Below are 26,042 nucleotides of genomic sequence, written 5' to 3'. Positions count from 1 at the left end.
TGTTTCGGACGAAGATATTTCGGCGTCCGGCATATCGGCCAAGCGATGCCTATGAGAACAGGAATACGACCATGCCCACCGTGCTTACCAGGCGGTACCGTACGGCTAAAAAGATCCAGCAGACGGCGGTCCAGCTCGCGATACGCGACGGGCTGGCGCACACTACGACAGAAGCGATTGCCCGCGAGGCGGGCATCAGCACGCGCAGTTTCTTCAACTATTACCCCTATAAGGAAGCTGCGATCATGGGCCCTTCACCGGGCTATCCCAGAGATGCATCCGAGAAATTCGTGATCTCACGCGGGCCGCTGATCGAGGATCTGAAGGCGATGATTTTCGCCCATTTCCGCCGCTTCGAAAATGAGCGCGAGCTGATTGGCCATGTCCTGACCCTGGCCGAGAACGACCCGAAGCTAGAAGCGCTTCGCAGCACCTCTGTCCTGGCGAGCCGAACCGAGATGTGTGACCTGCTGCGCCGTCGCCTTCCGCCCGGGCATGAGGTCCAGGTCGAGCTGCTCTCTTCTTCCATCATCGCCGCAACGAATTTGGCGATGCGGCACTGGGCGCATCATGTGGTCGAGGATTTCGTAACCACCGTGGACGGTTATCTGGATATGATCGGCCCTTCATCCGAACTGCTGGAAGAGCCCTGCACGGCTACTCTCTGACGGCCAGCATCCGGCGATACAGGTTATCCAGGAACAGTTCAGCCTCGGCGAAGGGATCATGGCCCGCGCCAAGGACGGCATCCACCTGCGTCTCGAAATCGGCGTAATGCTGGGTCAGCGCCCAGATCGAAAAGATCAGATGATGCGGGTCGCTGCGTGCAATCGCGCCGCGTTCTATCCAGTCGTTCAGAATCGCGACCTTCGCGTCGATCAGGGCTTTCAACTCGGTCTCCAGCACATCGCGAAGCTGCGGCGCGCCCTCCAGGATCTCATGCGCGAACAAGCGGCTTTCGCGCGGGAAATCTCTGGACATATAAAGCTTTACACGAACATATTTCAGCAATTCCTCCAGCGGGTCGCCCTCGGGATCCAATTGCCGCAACGGCGCCAGCCAGGTATCCAGCAATTGCTGCAGAAGGCTGCGATAGATCGCATCTTTCGAGGCAAAATAATACAGCACGTTCGGCTTGGACATGCCTGCAGCCTCGGCGATCTGGTCGATGGTCGAGCCCCGGAACCCGCCTGCCGAAAACACATTCAGCGCCGCACCCAGGATGACATCGCGTTTTTCCTGCTGAATGCGTGTGAAACGCGGCTCGTTCTCTTCGGGCATCACGCTGTCATGTTCCATGCTGGTTCAAATCCGGGCAATTGCGAACTTCTGTCGCCTTGGACAAGCCAGAGCGCTTGACTGGTTTCTGGTCCGTGCTAGCCTGACTTTGACCGTCCGGTCAATATTCTGTCAGGTTCCCCGGATGATAGGCATCCGCATAGCGTCCTGTAAACAGTCGCTAAAATGCAACCTTGCAGAGATTGAGGCGCGGCGGCCTGGTGGCGCATGGGCGCCGTATCCAGCCGATCCTGCGTCAAGACGGGATGGCCAGACAGGAAGGACACAGAATGAGCGTGACCCGCGAGACCTCCCCTGCCGCGAATATGAAGATCGATGGCGACCGGCTGTGGGACAGCCTGATGGAGATGGCCAAGATCGGTCCCGGTGTCGCCGGTGGCAATAATCGCCAGACCCTGACCGATGCCGATGCCGAAGGCCGCAGCCTGTTCAAAAGCTGGTGCGAGGAGGTCGGCATGACCATGGGTCTGGACCGCATGGGCAATATGTTCATGCGCCACGAAGGATCGGAACCCGATCTGGACCCGGTCTATATCGGCAGCCATCTGGATACGCAGCCAACGGGCGGCAAATATGACGGCGTGCTGGGCGTGCTGGCCGGGCTGGAGGTGGTGCGCTCGATCAGGGATATGGGTTTGCAGACCCGTCGCCCCATCGTGGTGGTGAACTGGACCAATGAGGAAGGCACCCGTTTCGCCCCCGCCATGCTGGCCAGCGGCGTCTATGCCGGGATGCATGACGAGGATTACGCCAACAGCCGCGAGGATGCCGAGGGCAAGCGTTTCGGGGATGAGCTGGACCGCATCGGCTGGCGCGGGACCGAGGATGTGGGCGGTCGGCCCATGCATTGCATGTTCGAATATCACATCGAACAGGGCCCGATCCTCGAAGCCGAAGACAGGCAGATCGGCGTTGTCACCCATGGTCAGGGGCTATGGTGGCTGCAGGTCACCCTGACCGGCAAGGACGCGCATACGGGATCGACCCCCATGGATATGCGGGTGAATGCGGGTCTGGGCATGGCGCGGATCACCGAGGCCGTCCATCGCATCGCCATGGATCATCAGCCGAATGCCGTCGGCGCGGTCGGTCAGGCGAATGTCTATCCCAACAGCCGCAACGTGATCCCCGGCAAGGCGGTCTTCACCATCGATTTTCGCAGCCCCGATCTTGAGAAACTGACCTCGATGCGGAGCGCGCTGGAGGCAGAGGCGACGGAGATTGCGGCCGATCTTGGCCTTGGGATCGAGATCGAACCGGTCGGCCATTTCGACCCGGTGACCTTTGACGCGGATCTGGCGCAAAGCCTGCGCGATGCGGCGGATCGTCTGGGCTATTCGCATAGGGATATTGTGTCGGGCGCGGGTCACGATGCCTGCTGGATCAACCGCGTCGCGCCCACGGTGATGATCATGTGCCCCTGCGTCGACGGGTTGTCGCATAATGAGGCCGAAGAGATCAGCCCGGAATGGGCCAGCTCGGGCGCGGATGTGCTGCTGCATGCGGTGCTGGAAGCGGCGGAGGTCGTTCGCTGAGGCGGTTGATGGCCGGGGGCGCGGCCCCCGGACCCCCGGGATATTTGGACAAAGAAGAAAGGGAGGGCCATGAGCACGGTTATCAGGAACGGAACCATCGTCACCGCCGATCTGACCTACAAGGCCGACGTGCTGATCGAGAGCGGGCGTATTGCCGCGATTGGCGAGGGGTTGAGCGGGGATGAGGTGCTGGACGCCTCCGGCTGCCTGATCATGCCGGGCGGGATCGATCCGCATACGCATCTGGAGATGCCCTTCATGGGCACCTATTCCGCCGATGATTTCGAAAGCGGGACGCGCGCGGCGCTGGCCGGGGGCACCACGATGGTGGTGGATTTCGCCCTGCCCTCACCCGGACAGGGGCTGCTGGATGCGTTGCAGATGTGGGATAACAAATCCGGGCGCGCGCATTGCGATTATTCCTATCACATGGCGATCACCTGGTGGGGCGAGCAGGTCTTTGACGAGATGGAGGCGGTGGTCGGGCGCGGCATCACCAGCTTCAAGCATTTCATGGCCTATAAGGGCGCGCTGATGGTGAATGATGACGAACTCTTCGCCAGCTTCCGCCGGGTGGGCGATCTGGGTGGGATCGCGCTGGTTCATGCCGAGAATGGCGATGTGGTGGCGGAACTGTCGGCGCGCCTGCTGGCCGAGGGGAATACGGGGCCAGAGGCGCATGCCTATTCCCGCCCGCCTCAGGTCGAGGGCGAGGCGACGAACCGCGCCATCATGGTGGCCGATATGGCCGGCGTGCCGCTTTATGTGGTTCACACCTCTTGCGAGGACAGTCACGAGGCGATCCGGCGCGCGCGCCAGCAGGGCAAGCGGGTCTGGGGTGAGCCGCTGATCCAGCATCTGACGCTGGATGAGAGCGAATATTTCAACGCCGATTGGGACCATGCCGCGCGCCGCGTCATGTCGCCGCCCTTCCGCAACAAGCAGCATCAGGACAGCCTCTGGGCCGGGTTGCAATCGGGCAGCCTGTCGGTGGTGGCCACCGATCACTGCGCCTTTACAACCGAGCAGAAACGCTATGGCGTCGGCGATTTCACCAAGATACCCAACGGCACCGGGGGTCTTGAGGACCGGATGCCGATGTTATGGACACATGGCGTGAATACCGGGCGGCTGACGCCGAATGAATTCGTGGCGGTGACTTCGACCAATATCGCCAAGATCCTGAACATGTATCCGAAGAAAGGCGCGGTTCTGGTGGGCAGCGATGCCGATCTGGTGGTCTGGGACCCCGAGGCCGAGAAGAGGATCACCGCAGGTGCGCAGCAATCTTCCATTGATTACAATGTCTTCGAGGGACAGCATGTGAAGGGCCTGCCGCGCTATACGCTGACGCGCGGCGTGGTGGCAGTGCGCGAGGGCGAGGTGGACAGCCGCGAGGGGCATGGCGAATTCGTTGCGCGCGAACCGCGCGGTCAGGTGAACCGGGCGCTGTCGCAATGGAAGGAGTTGACGGCGCCGAGGCCGGTAGAGCGCTCGGGCATTCCGGCAAGCGGGGTCTAGCGCATGAGGAAGATTGCGGTGATTGCTGTCTGGCGCGGCATCGCGAGATCCGCATGACCGTCCCCGTGATAGAGGCCCGGAATATCGACCTGACCTTTCAGACGGCGGATGGGCCGGTCCATGCGCTGAAGGGTGTGGATCTGACGATCGATCGCGGAGATTTTGTCAGCTTTATCGGTCCAAGCGGCTGCGGGAAAACGACTTTTCTGCGCACGATTGCCGCGCTGGAAGTGCCCACGGGCGGCAGTCTGACCGTCAATGGGATGACCGCGGATGCGGCGCGGCGGGCGCGGGCCTATGGCTATGTCTTTCAGGCGCCGGGCCTTTATCCGTGGCGGACGATTTCAAGGAATATCTCCTTGCCGCTTGAGATCATGGGATTTTCCAGGTCAGACAGGCGGGACCGCATTGACCAGGTGCTGGATCTGGTCGATCTGGCGGGGTTCGGCGGGAAATACCCCTGGCAATTGTCGGGCGGGATGCAGCAGCGGGCCAGCATTGCCCGCGCGCTGGCCTTTGACGCCGATATCCTGCTGATGGATGAGCCCTTTGGCGCCCTGGATGAAATCGTCCGCGACAAGCTGAATGAGGCATTACTGGAACTTTGGAGGAAAACCGGAAAAACCATTGGTTTCGTGACACATTCCATTCCAGAGGCCGTCTATCTTTCAACCCGTATCGTGGTCATGTCGCCGCGACCCGGGCGCATTACCAAGATAATCGACAGCCCGCTTCCGCGCGAACGACCTCTGGAAATCCGCGACACGCCGGAATTCATCGCGCTGGCCCATGAGGTCCGCGAGGGCCTGCGAGAGGGGCACGGCCATGACTAGGCGGTGCCCACCTGTGCCGACCCCGACGGTAGGGGCAATGCCATGAGGACCGCCCTGCCCGTCCTGACCGTTCTGCTGGCGATCATCCTTGTCTGGTATGTCGCGGCGGTGGCGATGAACGCGACATGGGCGCGGGATCAGGCGGCGCGGGCGGATGTGACGCTCAGCAATGCGGAATTGGTCAGGCAGACATTGACGCAGGACCGCCCGGTGCTGCCTGCCCCGCATCAGGTCGCCCTGGGCCTGTGGGAGGGGCTTTTCGGACAAAAGATCACCTCGAAGCGCAGCCTTGTCTGGCATGGCGGGATCACCCTGTCAGCGACCATGGCGGGTTTCGCCATCGGCACCCTTGCCGGGATCCTGCTGGCTGTCGGCATCGTGCATAGCCGCGCCATGGATCAGTCGGTGATGCCTTGGGCGGTGGCCAGCCAGAGCGTGCCGATCCTGGCGATTGCGCCGATGGTGATCGTGGTCTTTGCCAGCGCGGGCGTGACCGGATTGCTGCCAAAGGCGATCATCGCGGCCTGGCTGTCCTTTTTTCCGGTGCTGGTGGGCATGGTCAAGGGGCTGCGCACGCCCGATCAGATGCAGCTTGACCTGATGCGGTCCTGGAATGCCTCGGCCGCGCAGGTGTTCTGGCGGCTGCGGCTGCCTGCGTCGCTGCCCTATCTTTTCGCCAGCCTGAAGGTCGCGGTGGCGGCGGCGCTGGTCGGCACGATTGTCGGGGAACTGCCCGCAGGGGCCACGGCGGGGTTGGGCGCGCGGCTGTTGTCGGGCAGCTATTACGGGCAGACGGTTCAGATCTGGGCGGCGCTCTTTGCCGCTGCGATCCTGGCCGCCCTGCTGGTCATGGTCATTGGGCTGATCGAGCGGCTGGTCCTGCAGCGCATGGGATTGGCGCGATGATCCGGGACGCAGGACAGATGGTGCCCGCATGCTGACCGCCGCGCCGATCCTGATCGTCTGGCTGGGGGCCTGGGGCCTGAATACATGGCTGGCGCGGTTCGACACCCGGCTGACACGTCTGCTGGTCGCGCTGATCTTTGGCGCGACGATCCTGATCCTGTGGGAGATGATCGTCCGGATCTATGATGTGCCCTCGGTCATCCTGCCCGCGCCCAGCCAGATCGGCGCCAGCTTTGTCGAAAACCGCGCGATCCTGTGGACCGATTTCGTCCAAACCATCCTCAGGGGCGCGCTAACCGGCTGGATCATCGGCGCGCTGGCCGCCATTGCCACCGCCATCGCCATCGACCGCAGCCCCTTCCTGCGTCGCGGCCTGCTGCCCATCGGCAATTTCGTCGCCGCCCTACCGATCGTCGGCATCGCGCCGATTCTGGTCATGTGGTTCGGGTTTGACTGGCAATCCAAGGCCGCCGTCGTCGTGGTCATGGTGTTTTTTCCCATTCTGGTGAACATGGTCGCCGGGCTGGCCGCGACCGATCCGATGCAGCGCGATCTGATGCGGACCTGGGCGGCGCCCTATTGGCAATCGCTGTGGAAGCTGCGCATGCCCGCCGCCATGCCCTTTCTGTTCAACGGGTTGAAGATCACCACGACGCTGGCCCTGATCGGCGCCATCGTGGCGGAATTCTTTGGCAGCCCGACCAAGGGCATGGGCTTTCGCATCTCGACCGCCGTGGGGCGGCTGGATCTGCCCCTTGTCTGGGCCGAGATCCTGGCCGCCGCCATTGCCGGATCGCTGTTTTACGGACTTGTCGCGCTGATCGAAAAGAAGGTGACATTCTGGCACCCGTCGCAGCGCGCTTAACCGGGCCACGGCCCAACAGGAGAGGACGACATGAAAAGACTGATACTGGGAGCCGCAGCAGCCGCCCTGTGTGGCAGCGCCGCCTGGGCCGAGGGCGAACTGACCCTGCAGTTGAAATGGGTCACGCAGGCCCAGTTCGCGGGCTATTACGTCGCGCTGGACAAGGGCTTTTATGAAGAGGAAGGGCTGGATGTGACGATTCTGCCCGGCGGGCCTGACATTGCGCCCACGCAGGTGCTGGCCGGGGGCGGCGCGGATGTGATTGTCGAATGGATGCCCGCCGCGCTGGCCGCGCGGGAAAAGGGGCTGCCGCTGGTCAATATCGCACAGCCCTTCAAACGCTCGGGCATGATGCTGACCTGCCTGAAGGAAAGCGGCATCACCGATCCCAAGACCGATTTCGCGGGCAAGACGCTGGGCGTCTGGTTTTCCGGCAATGAATATCCCTTCCTCAGCTGGATGAACCATCTGGGCCTGTCGACCGAGGGCGGTGCAGAAGGGGTGACCGTGCTGAAACAGGGCTTCAACGTCGATCCGCTGCTGCAAAAGCAGGCGGCCTGCATCAGCACCATGACCTATAACGAATATGGGCAGGTGCTGGACGCCGGTCTGACGCCCGAGGATCTGGTCACCTTCAAATACGAGGATCAGGGCGTCGCCACGCTGGAGGACGGGCTTTATGTGCTGGAAAGCACGCTGGAGGATCCGGCCATGGTGGACAGTCTGGTGCAATTCGTGCGCGCCAGCATGAAAGGCTGGGACTATGCCGCCCAGAACCCCGAGGAAGCGGCCGAGATCGTGCTGGATAACGACGAAACCGGCGCCCAGACGATGGATCACCAGCTGCGCATGGTGCAAGAGATTGCCAAGCTGACCGAGGGCAGCACCGGCGCTTTGGACGAGGCCGATTACCAGCGCACCGTCGATACGCTGCTGTCGGGCGGCTCTGACCCGGTGATCTCGGCCGCGCCAGAAGGCGCATTCAGCCATGTCGTCACCGAACGCGCCGTGGAATAACGCCGCGACGGGAAAGGCTGGTTCGCGGCCTTTCCCTCTTGCCTGAAAGGTCGCGACGCGGCATCAGCAGGGCCATGCAGAATTCGGACATCACCACACAGACGCATGGTTTCGTCGATGACCTTCAGGGCATCACCTTCGGCAGCTTCATGTCCAGCGTGGGCGTGCTGCTGTTGACGCATATGGGCTTTGTCACCGGGCAGACGGCGGGGCTGGCGCTGCTGATCAGCTATGCCACCGGCTGGTCCTTTGGCCTCGTCTTCTTCGTCATCAACATCCCCTTCTACTGGCTGGGCTGGAAACGCTTTGGCACGCGTTTCGTCGCCAAAAGCTTTGTCGCGGTGGCGATGCTGTCGGCCATGACCATCATCCTGCCGAATTATCTGGAGTTCGGCAGGATCCATCCGGCGGTGGCGGCGGCGCTGATCGGCTGCATGTGCGGCGCCGGGCTTCTGGCGCTGTTCCGGCACGGATCCTCGCTGGGCGGGGTCGGCATCGTCGGGCTGTATATTCAGGACGCGACGGGCTTCAAGGCAGGCTGGGTGCAGCTGATCTTCGACGCCGCATTGTTCCTGATCGCGCTGACCTTGCGCGACCCCATGACCATCGCCTGGAGCTTTCTTGGCGCGGTCGTGCTGAACATGACCATCGCCATCAATCACCGCCGCGACAGATATATCGTTCAATAAGCAAAAGGGGCGGTCGCCCGCCCCCTTCGTCGCGACTGTCCTGCCAATCGAGATCAGCGTGCGGTTTCGCGCATCACGTCGCCATCGGCGCCAAGTTCCAGCAGCACCGCTTCGCCCTGCGGGTTGGTGGCCTCGATCAGCACGGTGTCGCCCTGCGGGCGCAGGAAGCCGAAATTGCCATAGCCCGCATCGCTCAGCGCCTTGTTCACCGCAACGGCGTCAAAGCCTGTGGGGGCGGCAGGCGACAGGCGGGCTTGATCCCCGCCCCGATCACCGCCGCGGTCGCCGTCACGGCCCATATCGCGCCCATGCTTGCCGCCCGGTCCGCGATCGTCCGGCCCATGACCCCGAGGTCCACCATCGCGGGGCCCACCATCACGGGGACCATGATCGCCGTGATCGCCGCCACGGTGGTCACCGCCGCGCGGACCCTTGTCGCCAAAGCGTTCGCCGCGATCCTTGCCGCCGCGCCGACGATGATCGTCATCGGCCCGGCCAAAGCGCAGCACGCGGCCATCCTGATCAAAGGCTGCGCCCATGCCCTTGCCCTCGGCATCCTGGCCCTTCACCACCAGAATGTCGCGCATCTGGCCGACCTCATTCACGCTGGCAAATTGGGCAAAGATGTCGCCCTGCCGCACAGACTGCGGCACGATCTCTTCGATGATCTGGGCAGGCAGCGCTGAATCGTCGAAATCGGCCTTGACCAGCTGGTTGTCGCGGTTGAACACGGCCTCGACGTCATCGCCGTTTTCGCGATTGCCGTTGACGACGACGAGATCGGGCAGAAGGTTGATTTCCTCGACCTCGGTGAAATTCGACATGAAGGCGTGATCGCGGGCCGCCTGCGGAACATAGGCCTCGATCAGGGATTGCGGAACGGCGCCGTCATCGGCCTCGATCTCCAGCACATTGCCCGCCATGTCGATCATGGCTTCGATCTTGACGCCATCTGCGGTCACGCCCTCGATTTCGCGCAGCCCGTCGCGCTTGGTCTCGATCTGCAGATCGCCAAGGTTCAGCGCGCTCAGCGGTTGCGGCAGCGACCCGGCATCCGTGGCGGGCGTGGTCTGGGCGGGGGCGGTCTGCGCATGGGCCGCAACGCCAAGGCTGGCGACAATTGCCAGAATTGCGGCCGAGCTGGTGAATTTTGCTTTGGTCATCTTTGACTACCTTTCTTCGATACGGGTTGCAGACTTGCCGCAACCGGACGAATCGCTTTTACCTGCCAGAGACCGAATGAACCGGCAACAGCCCGTTTGGTTTCCGTTGGGGATCCCGGTAGTAGTCACGACAAATGCGCAGATACCTTTCCTTCCTGCTGATTCCGGCGATGCTGGCCCTGCCCCTTGCGGCGCAGGATCTGTCGCCGGTGCCGCAGGAGATCCAGCAGTTCCGGCCCCTGCCCTTTCACGAGATGGCCAGAAAGGTCGGCGCGCGCTATGCCGGGCGCATGATCGCGGCGCAGATCCAGCCCCCGACCGAACAGGAACATCAACTGGGCGCCGCGCTGGTCTATGAGTTCCGGCTGGTCACGCCGCAGCGCAATCTGCTGATCGTGCGGATGGATGCCCGCGATGGCCGTTTTCTGGACGTCGGCGGGCGCGGACAGCTTGCCGCGCAACGAAAGCCAGGCAAGCGGCGCGGTAAAAATTAACTTAGAGAGTAATCAGGATTTAAACTATGCGGGCTTTGATCATCGAGGATGACCCGGTCTTGTCGCAGCAGCTTGTCTCGGCAATGCAGGATGCGGGTTTCGTGACCGACTGTGCGGCGAATGGCGATGAGGGAGAGTTTCTGGGCTCGACCGAAACCTATGATGTGGCGATCCTCGATCTGGGGCTTCCGGGCATGTCGGGGATCGAGGTTCTGACCGCATGGCGCGAACATGACGTCACCATGCCGGTGCTGATCCTGACCGCACGGGGCGACTGGACAGACAAGGTGGCGGGCTTTCGGGCGGGCGCGGATGATTACGCGGTGAAGCCGTTCCGTCTGGATGAAGTCGTCCTGCGCTGCCAGACCCTGATCCGGCGCGCGGCGGGCCATGCCCGTCCGGTCATTCAGGCGGGCATGCTGAAGCTGGACGGCCAGCTTGGGGTCATCACGCTGGACGGCACCACGCTGAAGCTGACCGCCTTCGAGAACCGCATCCTCAGCTATCTGATCCATCACAAGAACCGCGTCGTCAGCAGGACCGAACTCTCCGAACATCTGTACGAGGCCGATACCGATCGTGACTTCAAATCCATCGAGGTTGTCATCGGCCGCCTGCGCAAGAAGGTCGGCAATGGCGTCATCGAAACGCGGCGGGGCGAGGGTTATGTCTTGCAGGACAGCGTCTGATGCGGTCCATTCGTGGGCGCCTTCTGCTGCTTGCGGCGGTCTGGATCACGGCGGCCTTGCTGGCGGCGTTCCTGTTCATCTCGTCCCTGCTGAATGATTTCGTGACCGACCGCTTCGACGCGGAAACCGGCGCCATGGCCGATGGCGTCATTGCCAGCCTGAAGGTGAACGGCGACCGGATCGAGCTGGAGGACCGCCCCGTCGATCCGCGCTTCGCCATGCCCTTTACCGGCTGGTATTGGCAGGTGGGGGCGGATGGGCGCGTGGTCGCCCGCTCCGCCTCGCTGCTGGATGGCAAGCTGGAGGGCCCGACGGGCGATTACACCGGCGGCCATGGCATCGGCGCGGATGGCGCCGCGCTGCGCGTCACGCGACGCCAGCTGAGCATCCCCTTCAGCAATGCCCGGATCGCCGTCACCGTCACCGCCCCGCAGCAAGAGATTGATCTGAGCCTGTCCAAGATCAGGCGACCGCTGGCGATCTCTCTGGCGGTGCTGGGTCTGGGCCTTGCGCTGGCCAGTCTGGTGCAGGTGCTGGCCGGGCTGAACAGCCTGAACCGGATGCGGCGCAACCTGTCGGAGGTCCGGGCGGGCACGGCGGAACGCCTGACCATGCCCGATGTGACCGAATTGCAGCCCCTGACGGCCGAGATCAATGCCAGCCTGGATCAGAATGCCAGCCTGCTGGCACGCGCGCGTCAGCATCTGGGCAATCTGGCCCATTCGCTGAAAACCCCTCTGGCGGCGCTGTCCAACCTGCTGCCGCCCGACCATGACGGGCAGGCGCTGATTGCCCGCATGGACCGGCTGATCGGCTGGCATCTGCGCCGCGCCCGCACCGCCGGCCCGCGCCTTCTGGGGCAACGCAGCCCGCTGCGCCCGGTGATCGACGATATCCTGCTGGTCCTGCGCTGGCCGATCCGGGACAAGGAGATGCAGGTGCAGATCGACTGCCCCGAAGACGCGGCCTTCGCCGGAGAGCGGCAGGATCTGGAAGAGATGATCGGCAACCTGACCGAAAATGCGGTGAAATGGGGACGCAAGGCCCTGCGCATTACCGTCACCAGCGACGATCAGGCCCTGCATATCGTGATCGAGGATGACGGCCCCGGCATGGCCGAAACCGACAGGCCGCGTGCGCTGATCCGGGGCGGGCGGCTGGATGAACACGGAGCCTCTGGCTCGGGCCTTGGGCTGGCCATTGTCGCGGATCTGGCCGCGCTGCATGGCGGCGAATTGCGGCTGGAGCGTTCGGATCTGGGCGGTCTGGCCGCAAAACTGGTCCTTCCGGCCTGAAATTCGCGGATCCCGCGGCGGGACGTGATTTTACCGTTTGATAAAAAATCGAACCTGTGCCAGCCTGATTATGACCAACAGGTGAGCCAGGAGACAGGAATATGTCCCAAGCCAGACTTGCGCCCGGGGTCGCCCCCGGTCGTCTGACCCGTCAGGAACTTGCCGCGAATTTCGTCGATGTGGCACCGCCGCTTGACGATCACGAGGCCCATGTCGCCGCCGACCGCTGCTATTTCTGCCATGATGCGCCCTGCATCACGGCCTGTCCGACCGGCATCGACATTCCCTTGTTCATCCGCCAGATCGCGACGGGAACGCCCGATGCGGCGGCGATGACGATCTTTCATTCGAATATCCTTGGCGGCATGTGCGCCCGTGTCTGCCCGACCGAAAACCTGTGCGAAGGCGCCTGCGTGCGGATGGAGGCCGAGGGCCTGCCGGTCGAGATCGGCGCCCTGCAACGCTATGCCACCGATGGGCTGATGGCGCAGCCGGGCCATCCCTTCCGGCGCGGCGAGGCGACCGGCAAGCGTATCGCAGTCGTGGGCGCGGGCCCGGCCGGTCTGTCGGCGGCCCATCGGCTGGCCGCCAAGGGCCATGACGTGGCGATCTTCGAAGCACGCCGGAAACCCGGCGGTCTGAACGAATTCGGCATTGCCAGCTACAAAGCCGTGGACGGCTTTGCGCAGGCCGAGGTCGAATGGCTGCTGCGCATCGGCGGCATCCAGATCAGCTATGATCAGAAACTGGGCAAGGATATCTCGCTTGAATCGCTGCGCGACGAATATGACGCGGTGTTTCTGGGCATGGGTCTGGGCGGCGTGAATGCCCTGCGCGCCGAGGGCGAGGATCGCGAGAATGTGCTGGACGCGGTCAGCTTCATCCGCGATCTGCGTCAGGCTGCGGATCTGACCACCCTGCCGGTCGGTCGCGATGTGGTCATTATCGGCGGCGGCATGACAGCCGTGGATGCGGCGGTGCAGGCCCGCCTGCTGGGCGCGGAAAACGTCACCATCGTCTATCGCCGCGATCAGTCCCGCATGGGGGCCAGCACGCATGAACAGGATCACGCGACCTCGGCCGGGGTGCGGATCATTCACAACGCCGCGCCGCTGAAGGTGCATGGCAATGGCGCCGTGACCGAGGTCGAATTCGCCTATACCGAAGAGGTCGAAGGTCGGCTGCTGGACACCGATCAGCGTTTTCGCCTGAAGGCCGATCAACTGTTCCGCGCCATCGGGCAGAAACTGGACCTGATGCCCGCCGGACTGGCGCTGGAGGGTGGCAAGATCGCGGTGAACGGTCCCGGTCGCACCAATCTGGACGGGGTCTGGGCGGGTGGCGACTGCACGGCGGGCGGCGACGATCTGACCGTCACCGCCGTGGCGCAAGGGCGTGACGCGGCCGAGGATATCGACCAGAATTTGCGGCAATAGCCTTGCACGGTGACGCCGGGCGGGCCGATCGCCCTGCCCTGCCGACGCCCGCAAGATCGAGGAGGAGAACTGAACCATGGCGGATCTTCGCAGTGAGTTTATCGGGATCACATCGCCCAATCCCTTCTGGCTGGCCTCTGCCCCGCCAACGGATAAGGAATATAACGTCCGCCGCGCCTTTCAGGCCGGCTGGGGCGGTGTCGTCTGGAAAACGCTTGGCGCCGAGGGGCCTCCGGTCGTCAATGTGAACGGGCCGCGCTATGGTGTGGTCCATGGGGCCGACCGGCGGGTTCTGGGGCTGAACAATATCGAGTTGATCACCGACCGCCCGCTGGAGGTGAACCTGCGCGAGATCAAGTCGGTCAAGCGCGACTATCCCGACCGCGCGCTGATCATCAGCCTGATGGTGCCCTGCGATGAGGAAAGCTGGAAGACCATCCTGAAACAGATCGAGGATACCGGCGCCGACGGGGTCGAGCTGAATTTCGGCTGCCCCCATGGGATGAGCGAGCGCGGTATGGGCAGCGCCGTCGGTCAGGTGCCCGAATATATCGAGATGGTGACCCGGTGGGTCAAGCAATACAGCCGCATGCCCTGTATCGTGAAGCTGACACCCAATATCACCGATGTGCGCAAACCGGCCGAGGCGGCCAGGCGCGGCGGGGCCGATGCGGTCAGCCTGATCAATACGATCAACTCGATCACCTCGGTCGATCTGGATCTGTTCGCGCCGCAGCCGACCATTGACGGCAAGGGCGCGCATGGCGGCTATTGCGGGCCTGCGGTCAAGCCCATCGCGCTGAACATGGTGGCCGAGATCGCCCGCAGCCCCGAGACGCGCGGACTGCCGATCAGCGGCATCGGCGGGGTCACGACCTGGCGCGATGCGGCCGAATTCATGGCGCTTGGCGCGGGCAATGTGCAGGTCTGTACCGCCGCCATGACCTATGGGTTCAAGGTGGTGCAGGAGATGATCTCGGGCCTGCGCGACTATCTGGACAGTCATGAGATGCAGCTCTCCGATCTGATCGGGCGGGCGGTGCCGAATGTGACCGACTGGAACCAGCTGAACCTGAACTACGTGACCAAGGCGGTGATCGATCAGGAGGCCTGTATCAAATGCGGGCGCTGCTATGCCGCCTGTGAGGATACCAGCCATCAGGCCATTGCGATGAAGCCGGGCCGGGTCTTCGAGGTGATCGAAGAGGAATGCGTGGCCTGCAATCTATGTGTCGATGTCTGCCCGGTCGAGGATTGCATCACCATGCGCGAGTTGGATCCGGGCGAGTTGGATCCGAGGACAGGGCTGAAGCGTGGCAGCTATGCCAATTGGACGACGCATCCCAATAACCCGATGGCGCGGGCGGCGGAATAGGCACCGGGGGCGCTGCCCCCGGACCCCCGGGATATTTCGGCACAAAAGATATGGGATCAGTTGGCCTCTGTGCTGCGGGCGAGGATCTTGTCGGCGAGGATATAGGCGATGATCGCGGCCAGAATGCCGTTCAGCGGCGGGATGCCGGGCGTCAGATATGCCGTCAGGCAGCCGAGGACATAGGCTGCGAGGCCGGGGATATTGATTGCGGGGATAGAGGCCTGTGCGAGCAGCGGGTATTTGCCGCGATGTTTGTAGAGGTAATCGGCCATGATGACGCCTCCGATCGGTGGGATGAAGGTGCCTAGCATCAGCAGGAAGGGGATCAGATAGAGGTCGATCCGCATCAGCGCCAGGATCGTGCCGATCACCGCGCCGATCAGCGTGACCTGTCGGCGCCGGTCGGTTTCCAGTGCCGCGCATCCGACGGCGGAAAAATTGTAGATCGTGTTGTCCTGGGTAGTCCAGAGGTTCAGGACCAGCATGATGATGCCCAGGAAGGTGAGCCCCTGAGCCGCCAGGATATCGACCACATCGGGTTGCTGATAGACCAATGCGCCGATTGCACCGGTGGCGATCATCAGCCCGTTGCCGATGAAAAAGGCGGCCAGCGCGCCCCAGACGGCATGGCTGGGCCTGCGTGCGAAGCGGGTCCAGTTGGTGGCCTGGGTTCCGCCCGAGACGAAGGTTCCGAAGACGATGGTGATGGCGGTGCCGATGCCCATCGCCGCCGTCGGCGCGATGGCGGACAGTCCGGCGATGCCGCCCGCATCGCCAATCGCGATCCAGAGCGAGACGGCCAGCAGCAGCACCATCAGCGGCACCGAGATGCGCGACAGGATTTCCAGCCCGCGATAGCCGATATAGGCGGTCCAGCAGAAGGCCATGCCGAAGAACAGGATCAGGATCGTCGTCAGGGCAGCATTGGCTTCCGGGTCAAAGCCTATGAGGCGCAGCAGGACCACCGCCATGGTCGCCGTGCCCCAGCCGTACCAGCCGATCTGCGTCAGGCCCAGCACCAGATCGGGCAGCCTGGCGCCGATGCGGCCAAAGCTGAAGCGGCTGAGAAGCGCGGTGTTCAGCCCGGTGCGGTATCCGATCAGGCCGAGGATGGCCACATAGGCGCCCAGAAGCAGGTTGCCCGTCAGGATGATCAGCACCAGATCCGGCCAGAGCGGGAAGGCCACGCCGATGCGCCCGCCCGCGAACATGGTCGCGGTGAAGAAGGTGAAGCCCAGAAGCACGACGCAGAGCGATGCAAAGCTTTTGCGCGCGGAGGGCGGCACCTCGGACAGAGGGAAATCCTGTCGGTCTTCGGTGGCAGCGGATCGTCGCATTCTTCGGGTTCCTTTCGCGGCTTAATCCTCGGCGATATCTTCCAGCCAGATCTGCCTGTTTTCGGGACTGGACAGGAAGCGGCGCATCACATCCTTGCAGCCCTCATCATCCATCAGCAGCACCTCGACCCCGTTCTGGCGCAGGAAATCGATATTGCCCGCGAAGGTCTCGGCCTCGCCAATGACGACGCGGGGGATGCCGAACTGGACGATGGTGCCGCTGCACATCATGCAGGGGCTGAGCGTGGTATAAAGCACCGTATCGCGATAGCTGCGCTGGCGCCCGGCCTTGCGCAGGCAGTCCATCTCTCCATGGGCGATCGGGTCGCCCTGCTGGACGCGCTGATTATGCCCGCTGGCCACCAATTCGCCATTGCGCGCAAGGACCGAGCCGATGGGCAGGCCGCCATCGGCCAGCCCCATTTCGGCCTCGGCCAGCGCGATGCCCAGGAATTTATGATCCAAGTTCTGTGTCATCCGAACCTCTGCCTGTTGTCGCCGTGAAGAGTGGCCTTGGGGAAAACAATGCGATGTCAGGATACTGCGCGATCTGACGATATCCCGCGCCATGCCCCGATCTGTTCGGAATTGATCACGAAAACACGGGCGATGTCACGCCCGAAAGGCGACGGGCGGCGCCCGGATTGCAAAAAGGGCGACCCGTGACGGGTCGCCCCTTCTGATTTGGAATCCTGATCCGCGTCAGCCGAGCGGGCGGAATTCGTTGCCCGATTGCGTCATGTTGCTGACCACGACAATCGCGATCATCGACAGGATGAAACCCGGGATGATCTCGTAAAGGCCCGGCCCGCCCATGATGCTGCTGTTCAGCCCAAGCGCGATCCACAGGATCACCGTCACCGCCCCGACGATCAGCCCGGCCACCGCCCCTGCGCCGGTCATCCGCGACCATGTCAGCGACAGGATGATCAGCGGCCCGAATGCGGCGCCGAAACCGGCCCAGGCGTTGGACACAAGACCCAGCACGTTGGAATCTGGGTTCTGCGCGATCAGCGCCGCCACCACGCCCACCGCCAGAACCGCGAAACGACCGACCATCACCAGCGTCGCATCGCTGGCCTCGCGGTTGAGGAAGAGGTGATAGAAATCCTCGGTCAGCGAGGACGAGGCGACCAGAAGCTGGCTGGAGATCGTGCTCATGATCGCGGCCAGCAGCGCGGCATAAAGGAAGCCGGTCATCAGCGGGTGGAACAGCAGATTGGCCAGCACGATGAAAATGGTTTCCGGGTCCGTCACCTCGATCCCGTTGCGCATCACATAGGCGCGGCCGAAGATGCCGATGCCGATTGCCCCCAGCAGCGAGATCGCCATCCAGCTCATCCCGATATTGCGGGCGGTGGGCACGGCCTCGACACTGCGGACGGCCATGAAGCGCACGATGATATGGGGCTGGCCGAAATAGCCCAGTCCCCAGGCGGTCGCCGACAGAAAGCCGAACAGCGTCAGCCCCGTCGTCAGCGACAGGTAATCATCGCCAAGGGTGGACAGCGTTTCGCGCGCCTGTGCGATCCCGCCGCCGCCGGGACCGTACAGGATGACCAGCGGCATGATGACCAGCGCCAGCATCATGATCACGCCCTGAACGAAATCGGTCAGGCTGACGGCCAGAAAGCCCCCGACCACCGTATAGGCCAGAACGATGCCAAGGGTCAGCCAGATGCCGGTCATGTAGCTGCCGCCAAAGGCGCTTTCGAACAGCTTGCCGCCCGCCACCAGACCCGAGGCCGTATAGACCGCAAAGAACACCACGATGATAATGGCCGAGGTGACCCGCAGCATCGTCGCCCGGCTGGGAAAACGATTGGCCAGAAACGCCGGGATGGTCAGCGAATTGTCATAGCGCTCGGTCTGTTCGCGCAGGCGTGGCGCGACGATGATCCAGTTCAGGAAGGCGCCGACGAAAAGGCCGATGCCGATCCATGCCTCGACCAGACCGGCCGCATAAAGTGCGCCGGGCAGGCCCATCAACAGCCAGCCGCTCATATCCGAGGCGCCGGCCGACAGCGCCGCCACACCGGGCGACAGGTTGCGTCCACCCAGCACATATTCTTCGGAATTCGAGGTGGACTTGCGCCACGCATAGACCCCGATCCCCAGCATCAACACAAAATAGAGGATCAAACTGATCCAGATCCCTGTCGCCATAATAACTCCCTCCGATTCGTCACGCTTGCGTGAGTCAGGGTCACGCTACGATGTGCGCCCGGCAACGTCGAATCGGTTCATGTGGCGTGGCTTTCGAACATGGTGTTTGTCAGATGTTCTTGGCTTTCGGTCAGATTTCTGGCCCAAACACAGCTTCAGCCGCGGGCAGATCGACGTTGGCTTTGAGCCCGAATCGACCGATACTGCAACCTATTCAGATGTCGGATATCTTCATTGAAAATAAGTGAGCGTGAATAGCTGATGGGCACCGATGATTTTTGAACCCAAACAATGGGAAAAGCCGTCTCCAAGAGAGATGCTAGATTTCATGGATCGCAAAAAGAAGCCGGGGAAAGCCACTGGCGGTATTCTGGTCTTTCGTAAGCAACTCTCACCGCTCTCTGTCTACAAGTACCTCGTTGCCCGCTTTGGCCAACCCTATGGTTTTCAAACTATGGCGAAGAAGCCACCCGACAGCGACAACCTTTTTCATTGGGACTACCTGCTGAAAGCTGGCGACGCGTGGATTCACATCCAAGGTGGGAACCGCGACGTTCAGGTCGCGATTTTTGGATTACATATGTCGCCCAAGAAATGGGTGAAATTCGCAAATGCTTTAAAGGGTGACTTTGTTCGCTGTGGTCGAGAAATGGCAGTAGCCGGCGCGACATTCGAAAAATGGAGCATTATCTCGAACCGATTTGCCTTGATCGCGGATACCTGTGCCGGCTTTCACGAGGTATTGATCGACGAGCAAGATGCTCCGGACTTCGCGCCGGGAAAGCGCAGATCCGAGGCGGGCATCAAGCGCTATCACAAGCATATAAAGAAAATTAGGAATCGGGCGAATAGAGTGTTTAGTGCATCTCTATCTCTTGATCTAATTACGCCGGTGCTGGCTGAGTCTTTCATCAATTTTATAATATTCTCGTGTCGTAAAGACGAACTAAAGCGCAATCCGAGGCAGTATGACCACTATATCAGACAGCCGATTGATACGCGGGTCTTTGACCTGCACTTGAAATGCAACTACTTCAGAGCAGGGGTCGACCCGAATCGCGATGAGTATAGGGCGTTCAAGCGGGTCATGGATCGCCGGAACCATAACCTCCATGGAAATATTGATCCCGCTGAGGATGCTATCGAAACAGTGTTTTTTGACAAGTCCACGCCACTCTACGAAAGAGGCGCTGATCCGATCCTCGAATTATTCAGGAACAAAGAGGCGGTGTTCGATGTGGCCGGTGTGCTCACTCGTTACCACGATGTTCATACATTCTTTTACTATGTTCTGAACCTACTTGAGGAGAAGCCCAGAGCAGAGATGAAGTTAATGATGGAGGAATCGACGTTTGGATATGACGTTTCGCGCGAACGTGCCGGTCGTCTATTTCCGTCGCATGGAGCCATGATGCTGGTGCCGCTCAACTACGATGACGAATTGAATATCGATTGGCGATAATGGCTAAAAGCGGCCATTCGAAGGGAAGGCTTCAAAGTCGATTTTGTCCCGCGCTGCCGACCTTGGCATAGGCAGTGGTAAAGGGCCGTCCAGCTAGAATTGCATGACGTTTGGGCCAATAGTGCGCCGCGCCACCCATTGGTGAGATTCAGAAAATCCGGTGCATAGTGCCAAAGATCCGCGGCGTTCGACACAACAGGAATTCGGCCTATCACGGCCACCCCGTTTGACGCGCCGCTGCGGTGGTTTATCTGGCGCGTGCCCTGCCCTGACCAGATCGCGCATTAGGATCCAACGCACAAATCCTCCGTTGCGCGGTCACGTCAAAGGCGCTCCTCCTCCGATGTCAGGCTCTCTACGCGGCCTGTTGACACGCAATATATGAACAAGTATTCATCTATTGATTTTGAATTTCGGAGATTTACGATGTCCCACTCTCATGACCATGCGGGTCACGACCACTCGCACGCGCCAGAGGTCACCAGCGACAATGAACGCAAGGTTCTGATATCCTTCTTCCTGATCGCCAGCTTCATGGTGGTCGAAGTGATCGGCGGTCTTCTGTCCGGCTCGCTGGCACTGATTGCCGATGCCGGCCATATGCTGACGGATGCCGTTGCCCTTGCGCTGGCCTATCTGGCCTTTCGCTTTGGCCGTCGCGCCGCAGATGCGCGCCGCACCTATGGCTATGCCCGTTTCGAGGTGCTGGCAGGTCTGCTGAACGCGGTCACGCTGTTCGCCATCGTCGGATGGATCCTCTATGAGGCGTGGCAGCGGCTGCAGGCCCCTCATGTGGTGCTGGCAGGGCCGATGATGGCCGTCGCCATCGCGGGTCTTCTGGTCAATATCCTTGTCTTCTGGATCCTCACCCGTGGTGACAATGATCACGTCAATATCAAGGGCGCCTCGCTGCATGTTCTCAGCGACATGCTGGGCTCGGTCGGCGCGGTTGGTGCGGCCATCATCATCTATTTCACCGGCTGGACGCCCATCGACCCGATCCTGTCGGTCGTCGTGTCGGCCCTTGTGCTGCGCAGCGCCTGGAAGCTTCTGGCCAATACGCTGCATATCCTGCTGGAAGGCGCGCCCGAGGGCGTCTCGGCCGAAGAGGTCGAAAGCGACCTGACGCAAAACGTGCCGGGGCTGGAGGCTGTCAGCCATATCCATGTCTGGTCGATCACCTCCGGCCGGGTTCTGGCCACGATGGAGGTTCGCCCGGCACCCGACGCCGATCCGCGCACCGTCGTTCGGGCCGTCGAGCACCGGATGAAGGAAAGCTTCGGCGTCGAGCATTCGACCGTTGCGATCGACTGGAACGATGGGGCCAGCACCTGCAGCCTGTCAGGCGTGTCAGACGCGGATGCGCACGACCATGACCATGACCATGACCATGACCACGACCATGAGCATGGCGATCACAGCCATGAACCTGCACAGGCGGCGAAAGTTCAATGAGCACCGAGCGTGATCAGGCCGAGATCGTCATTCTTGCCGAAACCTTCCGCCTGCTTGGCGATCCCACCCGGCTGCGCATCATGCTGTACTGCCTGTCAGAGCCGAAATCGGTGGGTGAGATCGTCGAGGGGCTTGGCCTGTCGCAATCGCTTGTCAGCCACCACCTGCGGCTTTTGCGGGGCTCGCGGCTGGTCAGAGGAGAGCGGCAGGCAAAGCAGGTCTTTTATCAGGCGTCGGATCACCATGTCAGCGCGATGCTGAACGACATGATGAGCCATGTCGCGGAAGATCATCAGGACTGATCGCACCGGAGGTCCTGCGGCAAGCGGCCCATCTCACGGCCGCTTGTTGCGGTACTTCATATCGTCTCATATGGCCCGGCAAAGAAGGCCCCGGACCAGCGCCACAAGGTCAGCGCCCGGCTTGCCACTTCCCGAAGATCAAAGCCGGTAAATGGCCGAGAACTTGTCTTCCAGATAATCCAGCAGCGGCTCGGGCGTGATGTCGTCGTCGGTCGCTTCTTCGATCAGCTGGCGCGGCGGCAGCAGGCCGCCATGGCGGTGGATATTCTCTCGCAGCCATTCGACGCCGGGCGCGGCATCGCCCTCGGCCAGCGTGGCCTCCAGATCGGGGGTGGCCTCGCGCATCGCCGCGTTCAGGCAGCCGGCATAGACATTGCCCAGGGCATAGGTCGGGAAATAGCCGAACAGGCCCACCGCCCAATGCACGTCCTGCAGGACACCATTGGCCGGACGATCCACCGCCACGCCGAAATCGGTCTGGAAACGGCTGTTCCAGGCCTCGACCAGATCATCCGTGTCCAGACGCCCCGCGATCAGGTCACGCTCCAGATCGAAGCGCAGCATGATATGCAGGTTATATTGCACCTCATCCGCCTCGGTGCGGATAAAGCCGGGGACGACGCGATTCACGGTGGCATAAAAGGCGTCCGGATCGGCGATGTTCAGCCCGTCAAAGGCATCGGACATGCGGTTGAACAGCCAGCCGGTAAAGGCGCGGCCGCGACCCATCTGATTTTCATAGATGCGGCTTTGGCTTTCATGCACGCCCATCGACACGCCTCGGCCCAGCGGGGTGAAGGCGTAATCGGGGTCGATGCCCAGCTCATAGCTGGAATGGCCGACCTCGTGGATGGTGGAATAGAGGCAGTTGAAGGGATCGGGCTCGACCACGCGGGTGGTGATGCGGCTGTCCTGCCAACGGCCGCTGCTGAAGGGATGCACGGCCAGATCCATGCGCCCGCGCGTCCAGTCGTAGCCGAAGGCAGTCGCGCAGGTCCGGGCCAGCCGAAGCTGCGTGCCCTGCGGGAAATGCCCGCTCAGCGCGTCGGGCTGCACATCCGCGCCCATGATATCGTCGCGCAAGGTCACCAGACGCGGACGCATGACGTCAAAGAGGCCCGCGATCTCGGCGCCGGTCATTCCCGGCTCGTAATCGTCCAGAAGCGCATCATACAGATCGCCGCCATCGGCCAGTGCCGCCGCCTCTTCCCGCTTCAGCATCAGGACCTGATCCAGCGTCGGCAGGAATTCCGAGGGGTCTTCCTTGGCCCGCGCCTCGGCCCAGACGCCCTGCGACAGCGAGGTCAGCCGCGCCAGTTCCGAGGCCAGACGCGCAGGCACCCGGCTGGCGCGGTTGAAATCGCGCGCAATCAGTTCGACAACGCGGGTTTCCGCCTCGGTCTGCGGTGTCGCGGCCTCCAGCCATTCGCCGATGCGCGGATCGGTGCGGCGCTCATGCAGCACCGATTCAATGGCGGCCATCTCTTCGCCACGCTGCTCGGCCGCGCCCCGGGGCATGACCGTTTCCTGATCCCAGCCAAGCCGTTCCGCGATCGAGGACAGCGCCTCGGTCTGGCGTTGAAAGGCAAGAAGATCGTTCATGGCACTCATCGGATCGTCCCCCGGACTGATGTGGCATAGGGATAGCGGGCGTTATACCGCGCGCGGATGATCAGCGCGAACAGCGCAACCGCCCCGACCTGATGCGCCAGCGCCAGACCCAGGGGCGAGGCGTGCAGCACATTCAGAATGCCCAGCCCGACCTGAACCGCGACCATCACCAGCATAGCGGTAAAGGCGCCGCGCGTCATCGGATGCGGCGATTTGCGCGCACGCAGCCAGACCACGACGGCAAAGATCGCCAGAAGATAGCCGGTCATGCGATGCACGAATTGCACCAGAGCGGGGTTTTCGAACAGGTTGCGCCAGCCAAGGGCGGGGTCCCAGATCGCCTCGGGGATCCATTCGCCGCCCATGGTCGGCCAGCCGGTATAGGTGCGGCCCGCGTCGATCCCGGCCACCAGCGCACCGATCAGGATCTGCAGAAAGGCCAGATGCATCAGCCCGGTGGACATGGAAAACAGCTTTGCTTCCCCCGCGCGGCGGGCGCGCATGGTGTCGGCCTCGGACCGGCCCAGCAGCAGCACATACCAGGCGATCAGCCCAAGGATGACAAAGGCCAGCCCCAGATGGATCGCCAGCCGGTAAGAGGCGACGCTGGTCATCCCCTCGACCAGACCGGAACTGACCATCCACCAGCCGATGGCCCCCTGCATGCCGCCCAGCACGCCAAGGCCCAGAAGGCGCGGCGTCCAGCCGGTCGGGATGCGTTTGGCCAGCAGGAAGCCAAAGAAGCCAAGCGCCCAGACAAGCCCGATCACCCGGCCCAGCAGGCGGTGGCCCCATTCCCACCAGTAGATCTGCTTGAACCCGGCCAGATCCATATCGGCATTCAGTTCCTGATATTGCGGGATCTGCTGATAGGCGTCGAATTCGGCCTGCCAGTCGGCCTCGTTCATCGGGGGCAAGGTGCCGGTGACGGGCGCCCATTCCACGATGGACAGGCCGGAATCGGTCAGCCGCGTGGCGCCGCCGATGGCAATCATCACCGAGACCAGCACGAATAACAGGACCAGCCACAGCCGGATGCCCCTGCGGGCACCCTTGGGCGCGCTGTCGATCATGCCTTTGGTGGCAATGGGGCGGCTGCTGGCGGTCGGATCCGATACTTCCTCGAATACGGGGCGTTTGGCCATCGCTTGCTCCTTCAGAACGGGCGGACAGTAGGTCGGGCTTAGCGGCGGGTCAATTGCCGCAGGATGCCATGCAACATGCGCACATCGCTGCGGGTCAACGCAAGACGCGACCACATGTTGCGCAGATTCAGCTTCATATTTGCCGATTTCTGTTCAGGAAAGAAAAATCCTGCCTGATCAAGGCGCTCTTCATAGTGATCGCCCAGCTTTTCGATCTCGATCCGGTCGGCGGGCAGCTCTGCCTCGGCCCGGCGGTGATGGGGGGCGGGCTCGGGCGGCAAAATGTCGCGGCCATATTCATAGCCCATCAGCAGCACCGCCTGCGCCAGATTGAGCGAGGGGAAATCGGGATTGACCGGCACGGTCACGATGGCATTGGCCCGCGCGACATCGTCATTTTCCAGACCCGCACGTTCAGGGCCAAAGATGATCGCGCAGCGGCCCTGTTCCTGACGCGCCCTCTCCATCGCCGTGGCCGGGGTGAAGACGGGCTTGGTCAGTTCCCGGCCCCGTGCCGTCGTCGCAAAGGCGTAATCGATGCCCTCCATCGCCTGCGCCAGCGTGGGATAGACGCGGGCGCGGTCCAGCACCCTGCCCGCAGCCCCCGATGCCATGGCCACCGCCCGGGGATTCGGCCAGCCATCGCGCGGATCGACCAGCCGCATCTCGGTCAGGCCGAAATTCAGCATCGCACGGGCGGCGGCGCCGATATTCTCGCCCATTTGCGGGCGAACCAGGATAATCACGGGGGTCGAGGGCATTTGTTCCATGCCCTGCCGCATAGTCCGTCTGGTCGCGCGCGGCAAGCTGCGCTATTTGCTGTCTAAAGACGGAGATCATTGATGACGGACGCACCGCAACTTTACCTTATGACCCCGACAGGCGCGCAGGCCTCGACCCTTGCGCCGCTTTTGTCCGAGGTGATGGACCGCTTTGCGGTGGCCTGCCTGCGCATTCGCGGCGGCGCGGAAGAGGATGAGCTGGGCCGGCTGGCCGATCTGTACCGCGAGATCGCCCATCAGCGCGACGTGGCCGTGGTGATCGACGACCATCTTCGACTGGCGCAACGGCACGGGCTGGACGGGATCCACCTGACCGACGGCACCCGTGGCGTGCGCGAGGCGCGCAAGGAACTGGGCACGGATGCGATTGTCGGCGCGTTCTGCGGATCCTCGCGCCATGACGGCATGACGGCGGGCGAGGCAGGGGCCGATTACGTCAGCTTTGGCCCGGTCGGCGATACGGCGCTTGGGCGAGGCGAGCCTGCCTCGCTCGATCTGTTCCAGTGGTGGTCTGAGATGATCGAACTGCCCGTCGTGGCCGAGGGCGCGATCACCCGCGATCTGATCCGGCAATTGTCGCCGGTGTCGGATTTCATCGCCATCGGCCCGGAAATCTGGACCGGCGACGATCCGGTCGCCGCGCTGTCCACCCTGTGGGGATAGGC

The 26,042-nt window shown here is 62.5% G+C and carries 25 protein-coding genes; 17 read left to right on the top strand and 8 right to left on the bottom strand.

Annotation, left to right across the window (positions count from 1 at the left end; genetic code table 11):
* Positions 1–71 precede the first annotated feature (71 nt).
* The gene (locus JHX87_RS02710; protein WP_271886285.1) at positions 72–668 is read left to right on the top strand and encodes a TetR/AcrR family transcriptional regulator; all 597 of its coding nucleotides are present in this window, start codon (positions 72–74) and stop codon (positions 666–668) included.
* On the opposite strand, the gene JHX87_RS02705 is transcribed toward JHX87_RS02710, so the two are convergent.
* Positions 658–1,299 carry a TetR family transcriptional regulator C-terminal domain-containing protein gene (locus JHX87_RS02705; RefSeq protein ID WP_271886284.1) on the bottom strand — a complete coding sequence of 214 codons (642 nt, stop codon included), beginning with the start codon at positions 1,297–1,299 and terminating at the stop codon, positions 658–660. The two genes, JHX87_RS02710 and JHX87_RS02705, sit on opposite strands and share 11 nt — an antisense overlap.
* A gap of 269 nt (positions 1,300–1,568) precedes the next feature.
* On the opposite strand from JHX87_RS02705, the gene JHX87_RS02700 reads away from it, so the two are divergent.
* The 7 genes from JHX87_RS02700 to JHX87_RS02670 all read left to right on the top strand — a co-directional run bounded on the left by JHX87_RS02700 (position 1,569) and on the right by JHX87_RS02670 (position 8,665).
* Entirely contained in the window at positions 1,569–2,834 is a 1,266-nt protein-coding gene (locus JHX87_RS02700) for a Zn-dependent hydrolase (RefSeq protein WP_271886282.1), read from the top strand.
* A gap of 69 nt (positions 2,835–2,903) precedes the next feature.
* Positions 2,904–4,355, top strand: a complete 1,452-nt coding sequence (gene hydA / locus JHX87_RS02695) for a dihydropyrimidinase (protein ID WP_271886280.1) — start codon at positions 2,904–2,906, stop codon at positions 4,353–4,355.
* A gap of 53 nt (positions 4,356–4,408) precedes the next feature.
* Positions 4,409–5,188 (top strand): ABC transporter ATP-binding protein, encoded by a 780-nt coding sequence (locus tag JHX87_RS02690; protein WP_271886278.1) that lies wholly within the window; start codon positions 4,409–4,411, stop codon positions 5,186–5,188.
* Between the two features lie 42 nt (positions 5,189–5,230).
* Positions 5,231–6,094 (top strand): ABC transporter permease, encoded by an 864-nt coding sequence (locus tag JHX87_RS02685; protein ID WP_271886277.1) that lies wholly within the window; start codon positions 5,231–5,233, stop codon positions 6,092–6,094.
* 28 nt (positions 6,095–6,122) lie between these two features.
* Positions 6,123–6,959 (top strand): ABC transporter permease, encoded by an 837-nt coding sequence (locus tag JHX87_RS02680; RefSeq protein WP_271886275.1) that lies wholly within the window; start codon positions 6,123–6,125, stop codon positions 6,957–6,959.
* A gap of 30 nt (positions 6,960–6,989) precedes the next feature.
* A complete protein-coding gene (locus tag JHX87_RS02675) occupies positions 6,990–7,976 on the top strand; it encodes an ABC transporter substrate-binding protein (protein WP_271886273.1) in 987 nt (328 codons plus the stop codon).
* 74 nt (positions 7,977–8,050) lie between these two features.
* Positions 8,051–8,665 carry a YitT family protein gene (locus JHX87_RS02670; RefSeq protein WP_271886270.1) on the top strand — a complete coding sequence of 205 codons (615 nt, stop codon included), beginning with the start codon at positions 8,051–8,053 and terminating at the stop codon, positions 8,663–8,665.
* 53 nt (positions 8,666–8,718) lie between these two features.
* On the opposite strand, the gene JHX87_RS02665 is transcribed toward JHX87_RS02670, so the two are convergent.
* On the bottom strand, positions 8,719–9,828 hold the full coding sequence (locus tag JHX87_RS02665; RefSeq protein ID WP_271886268.1) for a hypothetical protein: 1,110 nt from the start codon (positions 9,826–9,828) through the stop codon (positions 8,719–8,721).
* Positions 9,829–9,962: 134 nt separating this feature from the next.
* Between JHX87_RS02665 and JHX87_RS02660 the strand changes: the two genes are divergently transcribed.
* The 5 genes from JHX87_RS02660 to preA all read left to right on the top strand — a co-directional run bounded on the left by JHX87_RS02660 (position 9,963) and on the right by preA (position 15,117).
* Positions 9,963–10,322, top strand: coding sequence for a PepSY domain-containing protein (locus JHX87_RS02660; RefSeq protein WP_271886267.1), 360 nt, complete (start codon positions 9,963–9,965; stop codon positions 10,320–10,322).
* A 26-nt stretch (positions 10,323–10,348) separates the two neighbouring features.
* Complete coding sequence (locus tag JHX87_RS02655; protein ID WP_271886266.1) at positions 10,349–11,011, top strand: response regulator transcription factor; 663 nt, start codon at positions 10,349–10,351, stop codon at positions 11,009–11,011.
* The gene (locus JHX87_RS02650) at positions 11,011–12,306 is read left to right on the top strand and encodes a sensor histidine kinase (protein ID WP_271886265.1); all 1,296 of its coding nucleotides are present in this window, start codon (positions 11,011–11,013) and stop codon (positions 12,304–12,306) included. Before JHX87_RS02655 ends, JHX87_RS02650 begins: the two co-directional genes overlap by 1 nt.
* A 101-nt stretch (positions 12,307–12,407) precedes the next feature.
* The gene (locus JHX87_RS02645; protein WP_271886264.1) at positions 12,408–13,742 is read left to right on the top strand and encodes an NAD(P)-dependent oxidoreductase; all 1,335 of its coding nucleotides are present in this window, start codon (positions 12,408–12,410) and stop codon (positions 13,740–13,742) included.
* A gap of 76 nt (positions 13,743–13,818) precedes the next feature.
* Entirely contained in the window at positions 13,819–15,117 is a 1,299-nt protein-coding gene (gene preA, locus JHX87_RS02640; protein ID WP_271886263.1) for an NAD-dependent dihydropyrimidine dehydrogenase subunit PreA, read from the top strand.
* 56 nt (positions 15,118–15,173) lie between these two features.
* Here the strand turns inward: preA and codB are convergent, their stop codons facing one another.
* The 3 genes from codB to putP all read right to left on the bottom strand — a co-directional run bounded on the left by codB (position 15,174) and on the right by putP (position 18,620).
* Complete coding sequence (codB, locus tag JHX87_RS02635; RefSeq protein ID WP_271886262.1) at positions 15,174–16,454, bottom strand: cytosine permease; 1,281 nt, start codon at positions 16,452–16,454, stop codon at positions 15,174–15,176.
* Between the two features lie 21 nt (positions 16,455–16,475).
* Positions 16,476–16,931 (bottom strand): nucleoside deaminase, encoded by a 456-nt coding sequence (locus JHX87_RS02630; RefSeq protein ID WP_271886261.1) that lies wholly within the window; start codon positions 16,929–16,931, stop codon positions 16,476–16,478.
* A gap of 225 nt (positions 16,932–17,156) precedes the next feature.
* Positions 17,157–18,620, bottom strand: coding sequence for a sodium/proline symporter PutP (gene putP, locus JHX87_RS02625; protein WP_271886260.1), 1,464 nt, complete (start codon positions 18,618–18,620; stop codon positions 17,157–17,159).
* Between the two features lie 271 nt (positions 18,621–18,891).
* Here putP and JHX87_RS02620 point away from each other — a divergent pair, with 271 nt between their 5' ends.
* From JHX87_RS02620 to JHX87_RS02610, 3 genes are all read left to right on the top strand, one after another.
* A complete protein-coding gene (locus JHX87_RS02620; protein WP_271886259.1) occupies positions 18,892–20,082 on the top strand; it encodes a hypothetical protein in 1,191 nt (396 codons plus the stop codon).
* A gap of 426 nt (positions 20,083–20,508) precedes the next feature.
* Positions 20,509–21,537 carry a cation diffusion facilitator family transporter gene (locus JHX87_RS02615; RefSeq protein WP_271886258.1) on the top strand — a complete coding sequence of 343 codons (1,029 nt, stop codon included), beginning with the start codon at positions 20,509–20,511 and terminating at the stop codon, positions 21,535–21,537.
* Positions 21,534–21,839, top strand: a complete 306-nt coding sequence (locus JHX87_RS02610; protein ID WP_271886257.1) for an ArsR/SmtB family transcription factor — start codon at positions 21,534–21,536, stop codon at positions 21,837–21,839. The genes JHX87_RS02615 and JHX87_RS02610 overlap by 4 nt, the downstream gene beginning before the upstream one ends.
* Before the next feature lie 138 nt (positions 21,840–21,977).
* Here JHX87_RS02610 and JHX87_RS02605 read toward each other — a convergent pair whose 3' ends face one another.
* Genes JHX87_RS02605 through JHX87_RS02595 form a run of 3 tightly spaced genes read right to left on the bottom strand, consistent with a single transcriptional unit; the run spans position 21,978 to position 25,356 of the window.
* Complete coding sequence (locus tag JHX87_RS02605) at positions 21,978–23,450, bottom strand: carboxypeptidase M32 (RefSeq protein ID WP_271886256.1); 1,473 nt, start codon at positions 23,448–23,450, stop codon at positions 21,978–21,980.
* On the bottom strand, positions 23,447–24,595 hold the full coding sequence (gene ctaA, locus JHX87_RS02600; protein WP_271886255.1) for a heme A synthase: 1,149 nt from the start codon (positions 24,593–24,595) through the stop codon (positions 23,447–23,449). The genes JHX87_RS02605 and ctaA overlap by 4 nt, the downstream gene beginning before the upstream one ends.
* Positions 24,596–24,633: 38 nt before the next feature.
* Complete coding sequence (locus JHX87_RS02595) at positions 24,634–25,356, bottom strand: RNA methyltransferase (RefSeq protein WP_271886254.1); 723 nt, start codon at positions 25,354–25,356, stop codon at positions 24,634–24,636.
* 81 nt (positions 25,357–25,437) lie between these two features.
* On the opposite strand from JHX87_RS02595, the gene JHX87_RS02590 reads away from it, so the two are divergent.
* The gene (locus tag JHX87_RS02590; protein ID WP_271886253.1) at positions 25,438–26,040 is read left to right on the top strand and encodes a thiamine phosphate synthase; all 603 of its coding nucleotides are present in this window, start codon (positions 25,438–25,440) and stop codon (positions 26,038–26,040) included.
* The last annotated feature ends 2 nt before the right edge of the window (positions 26,041–26,042 follow it).

It is taken from the genome of Paracoccus fistulariae (assembly GCF_028553785.1).
Classification (GTDB): Bacteria; Pseudomonadota; Alphaproteobacteria; order Rhodobacterales; family Rhodobacteraceae; genus Paracoccus; species Paracoccus fistulariae.
This window is presented reverse-complemented; position numbering and strand designations above follow the sequence as displayed.

Bases quoted from the DNA above. Each gene is read 5' to 3' on its own strand.
- JHX87_RS02690 (WP_271886278.1), top strand. From the start codon at position 4,409: ATGACCGTCCCCGTGATAGAGGCCCGGAATATCGACCTGACCTTTCAG.
- JHX87_RS02655 (WP_271886266.1), top strand. From the start codon at position 10,349: ATGCGGGCTTTGATCATCGAGGATGACCCGGTCTTGTCGCAGCAGCTT.
- JHX87_RS02710 (WP_271886285.1), top strand. From the start codon at position 72: ATGCCCACCGTGCTTACCAGGCGGTACCGTACGGCTAAAAAGATCCAG.
- JHX87_RS02615 (WP_271886258.1), top strand. From the start codon at position 20,509: ATGTCCCACTCTCATGACCATGCGGGTCACGACCACTCGCACGCGCCA.
- JHX87_RS02645 (WP_271886264.1), top strand. From the start codon at position 12,408: ATGTCCCAAGCCAGACTTGCGCCCGGGGTCGCCCCCGGTCGTCTGACC.
- JHX87_RS02700 (WP_271886282.1), top strand. From the start codon at position 1,569: ATGAGCGTGACCCGCGAGACCTCCCCTGCCGCGAATATGAAGATCGAT.
- JHX87_RS02675 (WP_271886273.1), top strand. From the start codon at position 6,990: ATGAAAAGACTGATACTGGGAGCCGCAGCAGCCGCCCTGTGTGGCAGC.
- hydA (WP_271886280.1), top strand. From the start codon at position 2,904: ATGAGCACGGTTATCAGGAACGGAACCATCGTCACCGCCGATCTGACC.
- JHX87_RS02610 (WP_271886257.1), top strand. From the start codon at position 21,534: ATGAGCACCGAGCGTGATCAGGCCGAGATCGTCATTCTTGCCGAAACC.
- preA (WP_271886263.1), top strand. From the start codon at position 13,819: ATGGCGGATCTTCGCAGTGAGTTTATCGGGATCACATCGCCCAATCCC.
- codB (WP_271886262.1), bottom strand. From the start codon at position 16,454: ATGCGACGATCCGCTGCCACCGAAGACCGACAGGATTTCCCTCTGTCC.
- JHX87_RS02630 (WP_271886261.1), bottom strand. From the start codon at position 16,931: ATGACACAGAACTTGGATCATAAATTCCTGGGCATCGCGCTGGCCGAG.
- JHX87_RS02670 (WP_271886270.1), top strand. From the start codon at position 8,051: ATGCAGAATTCGGACATCACCACACAGACGCATGGTTTCGTCGATGAC.
- putP (WP_271886260.1), bottom strand. From the start codon at position 18,620: ATGGCGACAGGGATCTGGATCAGTTTGATCCTCTATTTTGTGTTGATG.
- JHX87_RS02605 (WP_271886256.1), bottom strand. From the start codon at position 23,450: ATGAGTGCCATGAACGATCTTCTTGCCTTTCAACGCCAGACCGAGGCG.
- JHX87_RS02620 (WP_271886259.1), top strand. From the start codon at position 18,892: ATGATTTTTGAACCCAAACAATGGGAAAAGCCGTCTCCAAGAGAGATG.
- JHX87_RS02590 (WP_271886253.1), top strand. From the start codon at position 25,438: ATGACGGACGCACCGCAACTTTACCTTATGACCCCGACAGGCGCGCAG.
- JHX87_RS02660 (WP_271886267.1), top strand. From the start codon at position 9,963: ATGCGCAGATACCTTTCCTTCCTGCTGATTCCGGCGATGCTGGCCCTG.
- JHX87_RS02650 (WP_271886265.1), top strand. From the start codon at position 11,011: ATGCGGTCCATTCGTGGGCGCCTTCTGCTGCTTGCGGCGGTCTGGATC.
- JHX87_RS02685 (WP_271886277.1), top strand. From the start codon at position 5,231: ATGAGGACCGCCCTGCCCGTCCTGACCGTTCTGCTGGCGATCATCCTT.
- JHX87_RS02665 (WP_271886268.1), bottom strand. From the start codon at position 9,828: ATGACCAAAGCAAAATTCACCAGCTCGGCCGCAATTCTGGCAATTGTC.
- JHX87_RS02680 (WP_271886275.1), top strand. From the start codon at position 6,123: ATGCTGACCGCCGCGCCGATCCTGATCGTCTGGCTGGGGGCCTGGGGC.
- JHX87_RS02595 (WP_271886254.1), bottom strand. From the start codon at position 25,356: ATGCCCTCGACCCCCGTGATTATCCTGGTTCGCCCGCAAATGGGCGAG.
- JHX87_RS02705 (WP_271886284.1), bottom strand. From the start codon at position 1,299: ATGGAACATGACAGCGTGATGCCCGAAGAGAACGAGCCGCGTTTCACA.
- ctaA (WP_271886255.1), bottom strand. From the start codon at position 24,595: ATGGCCAAACGCCCCGTATTCGAGGAAGTATCGGATCCGACCGCCAGC.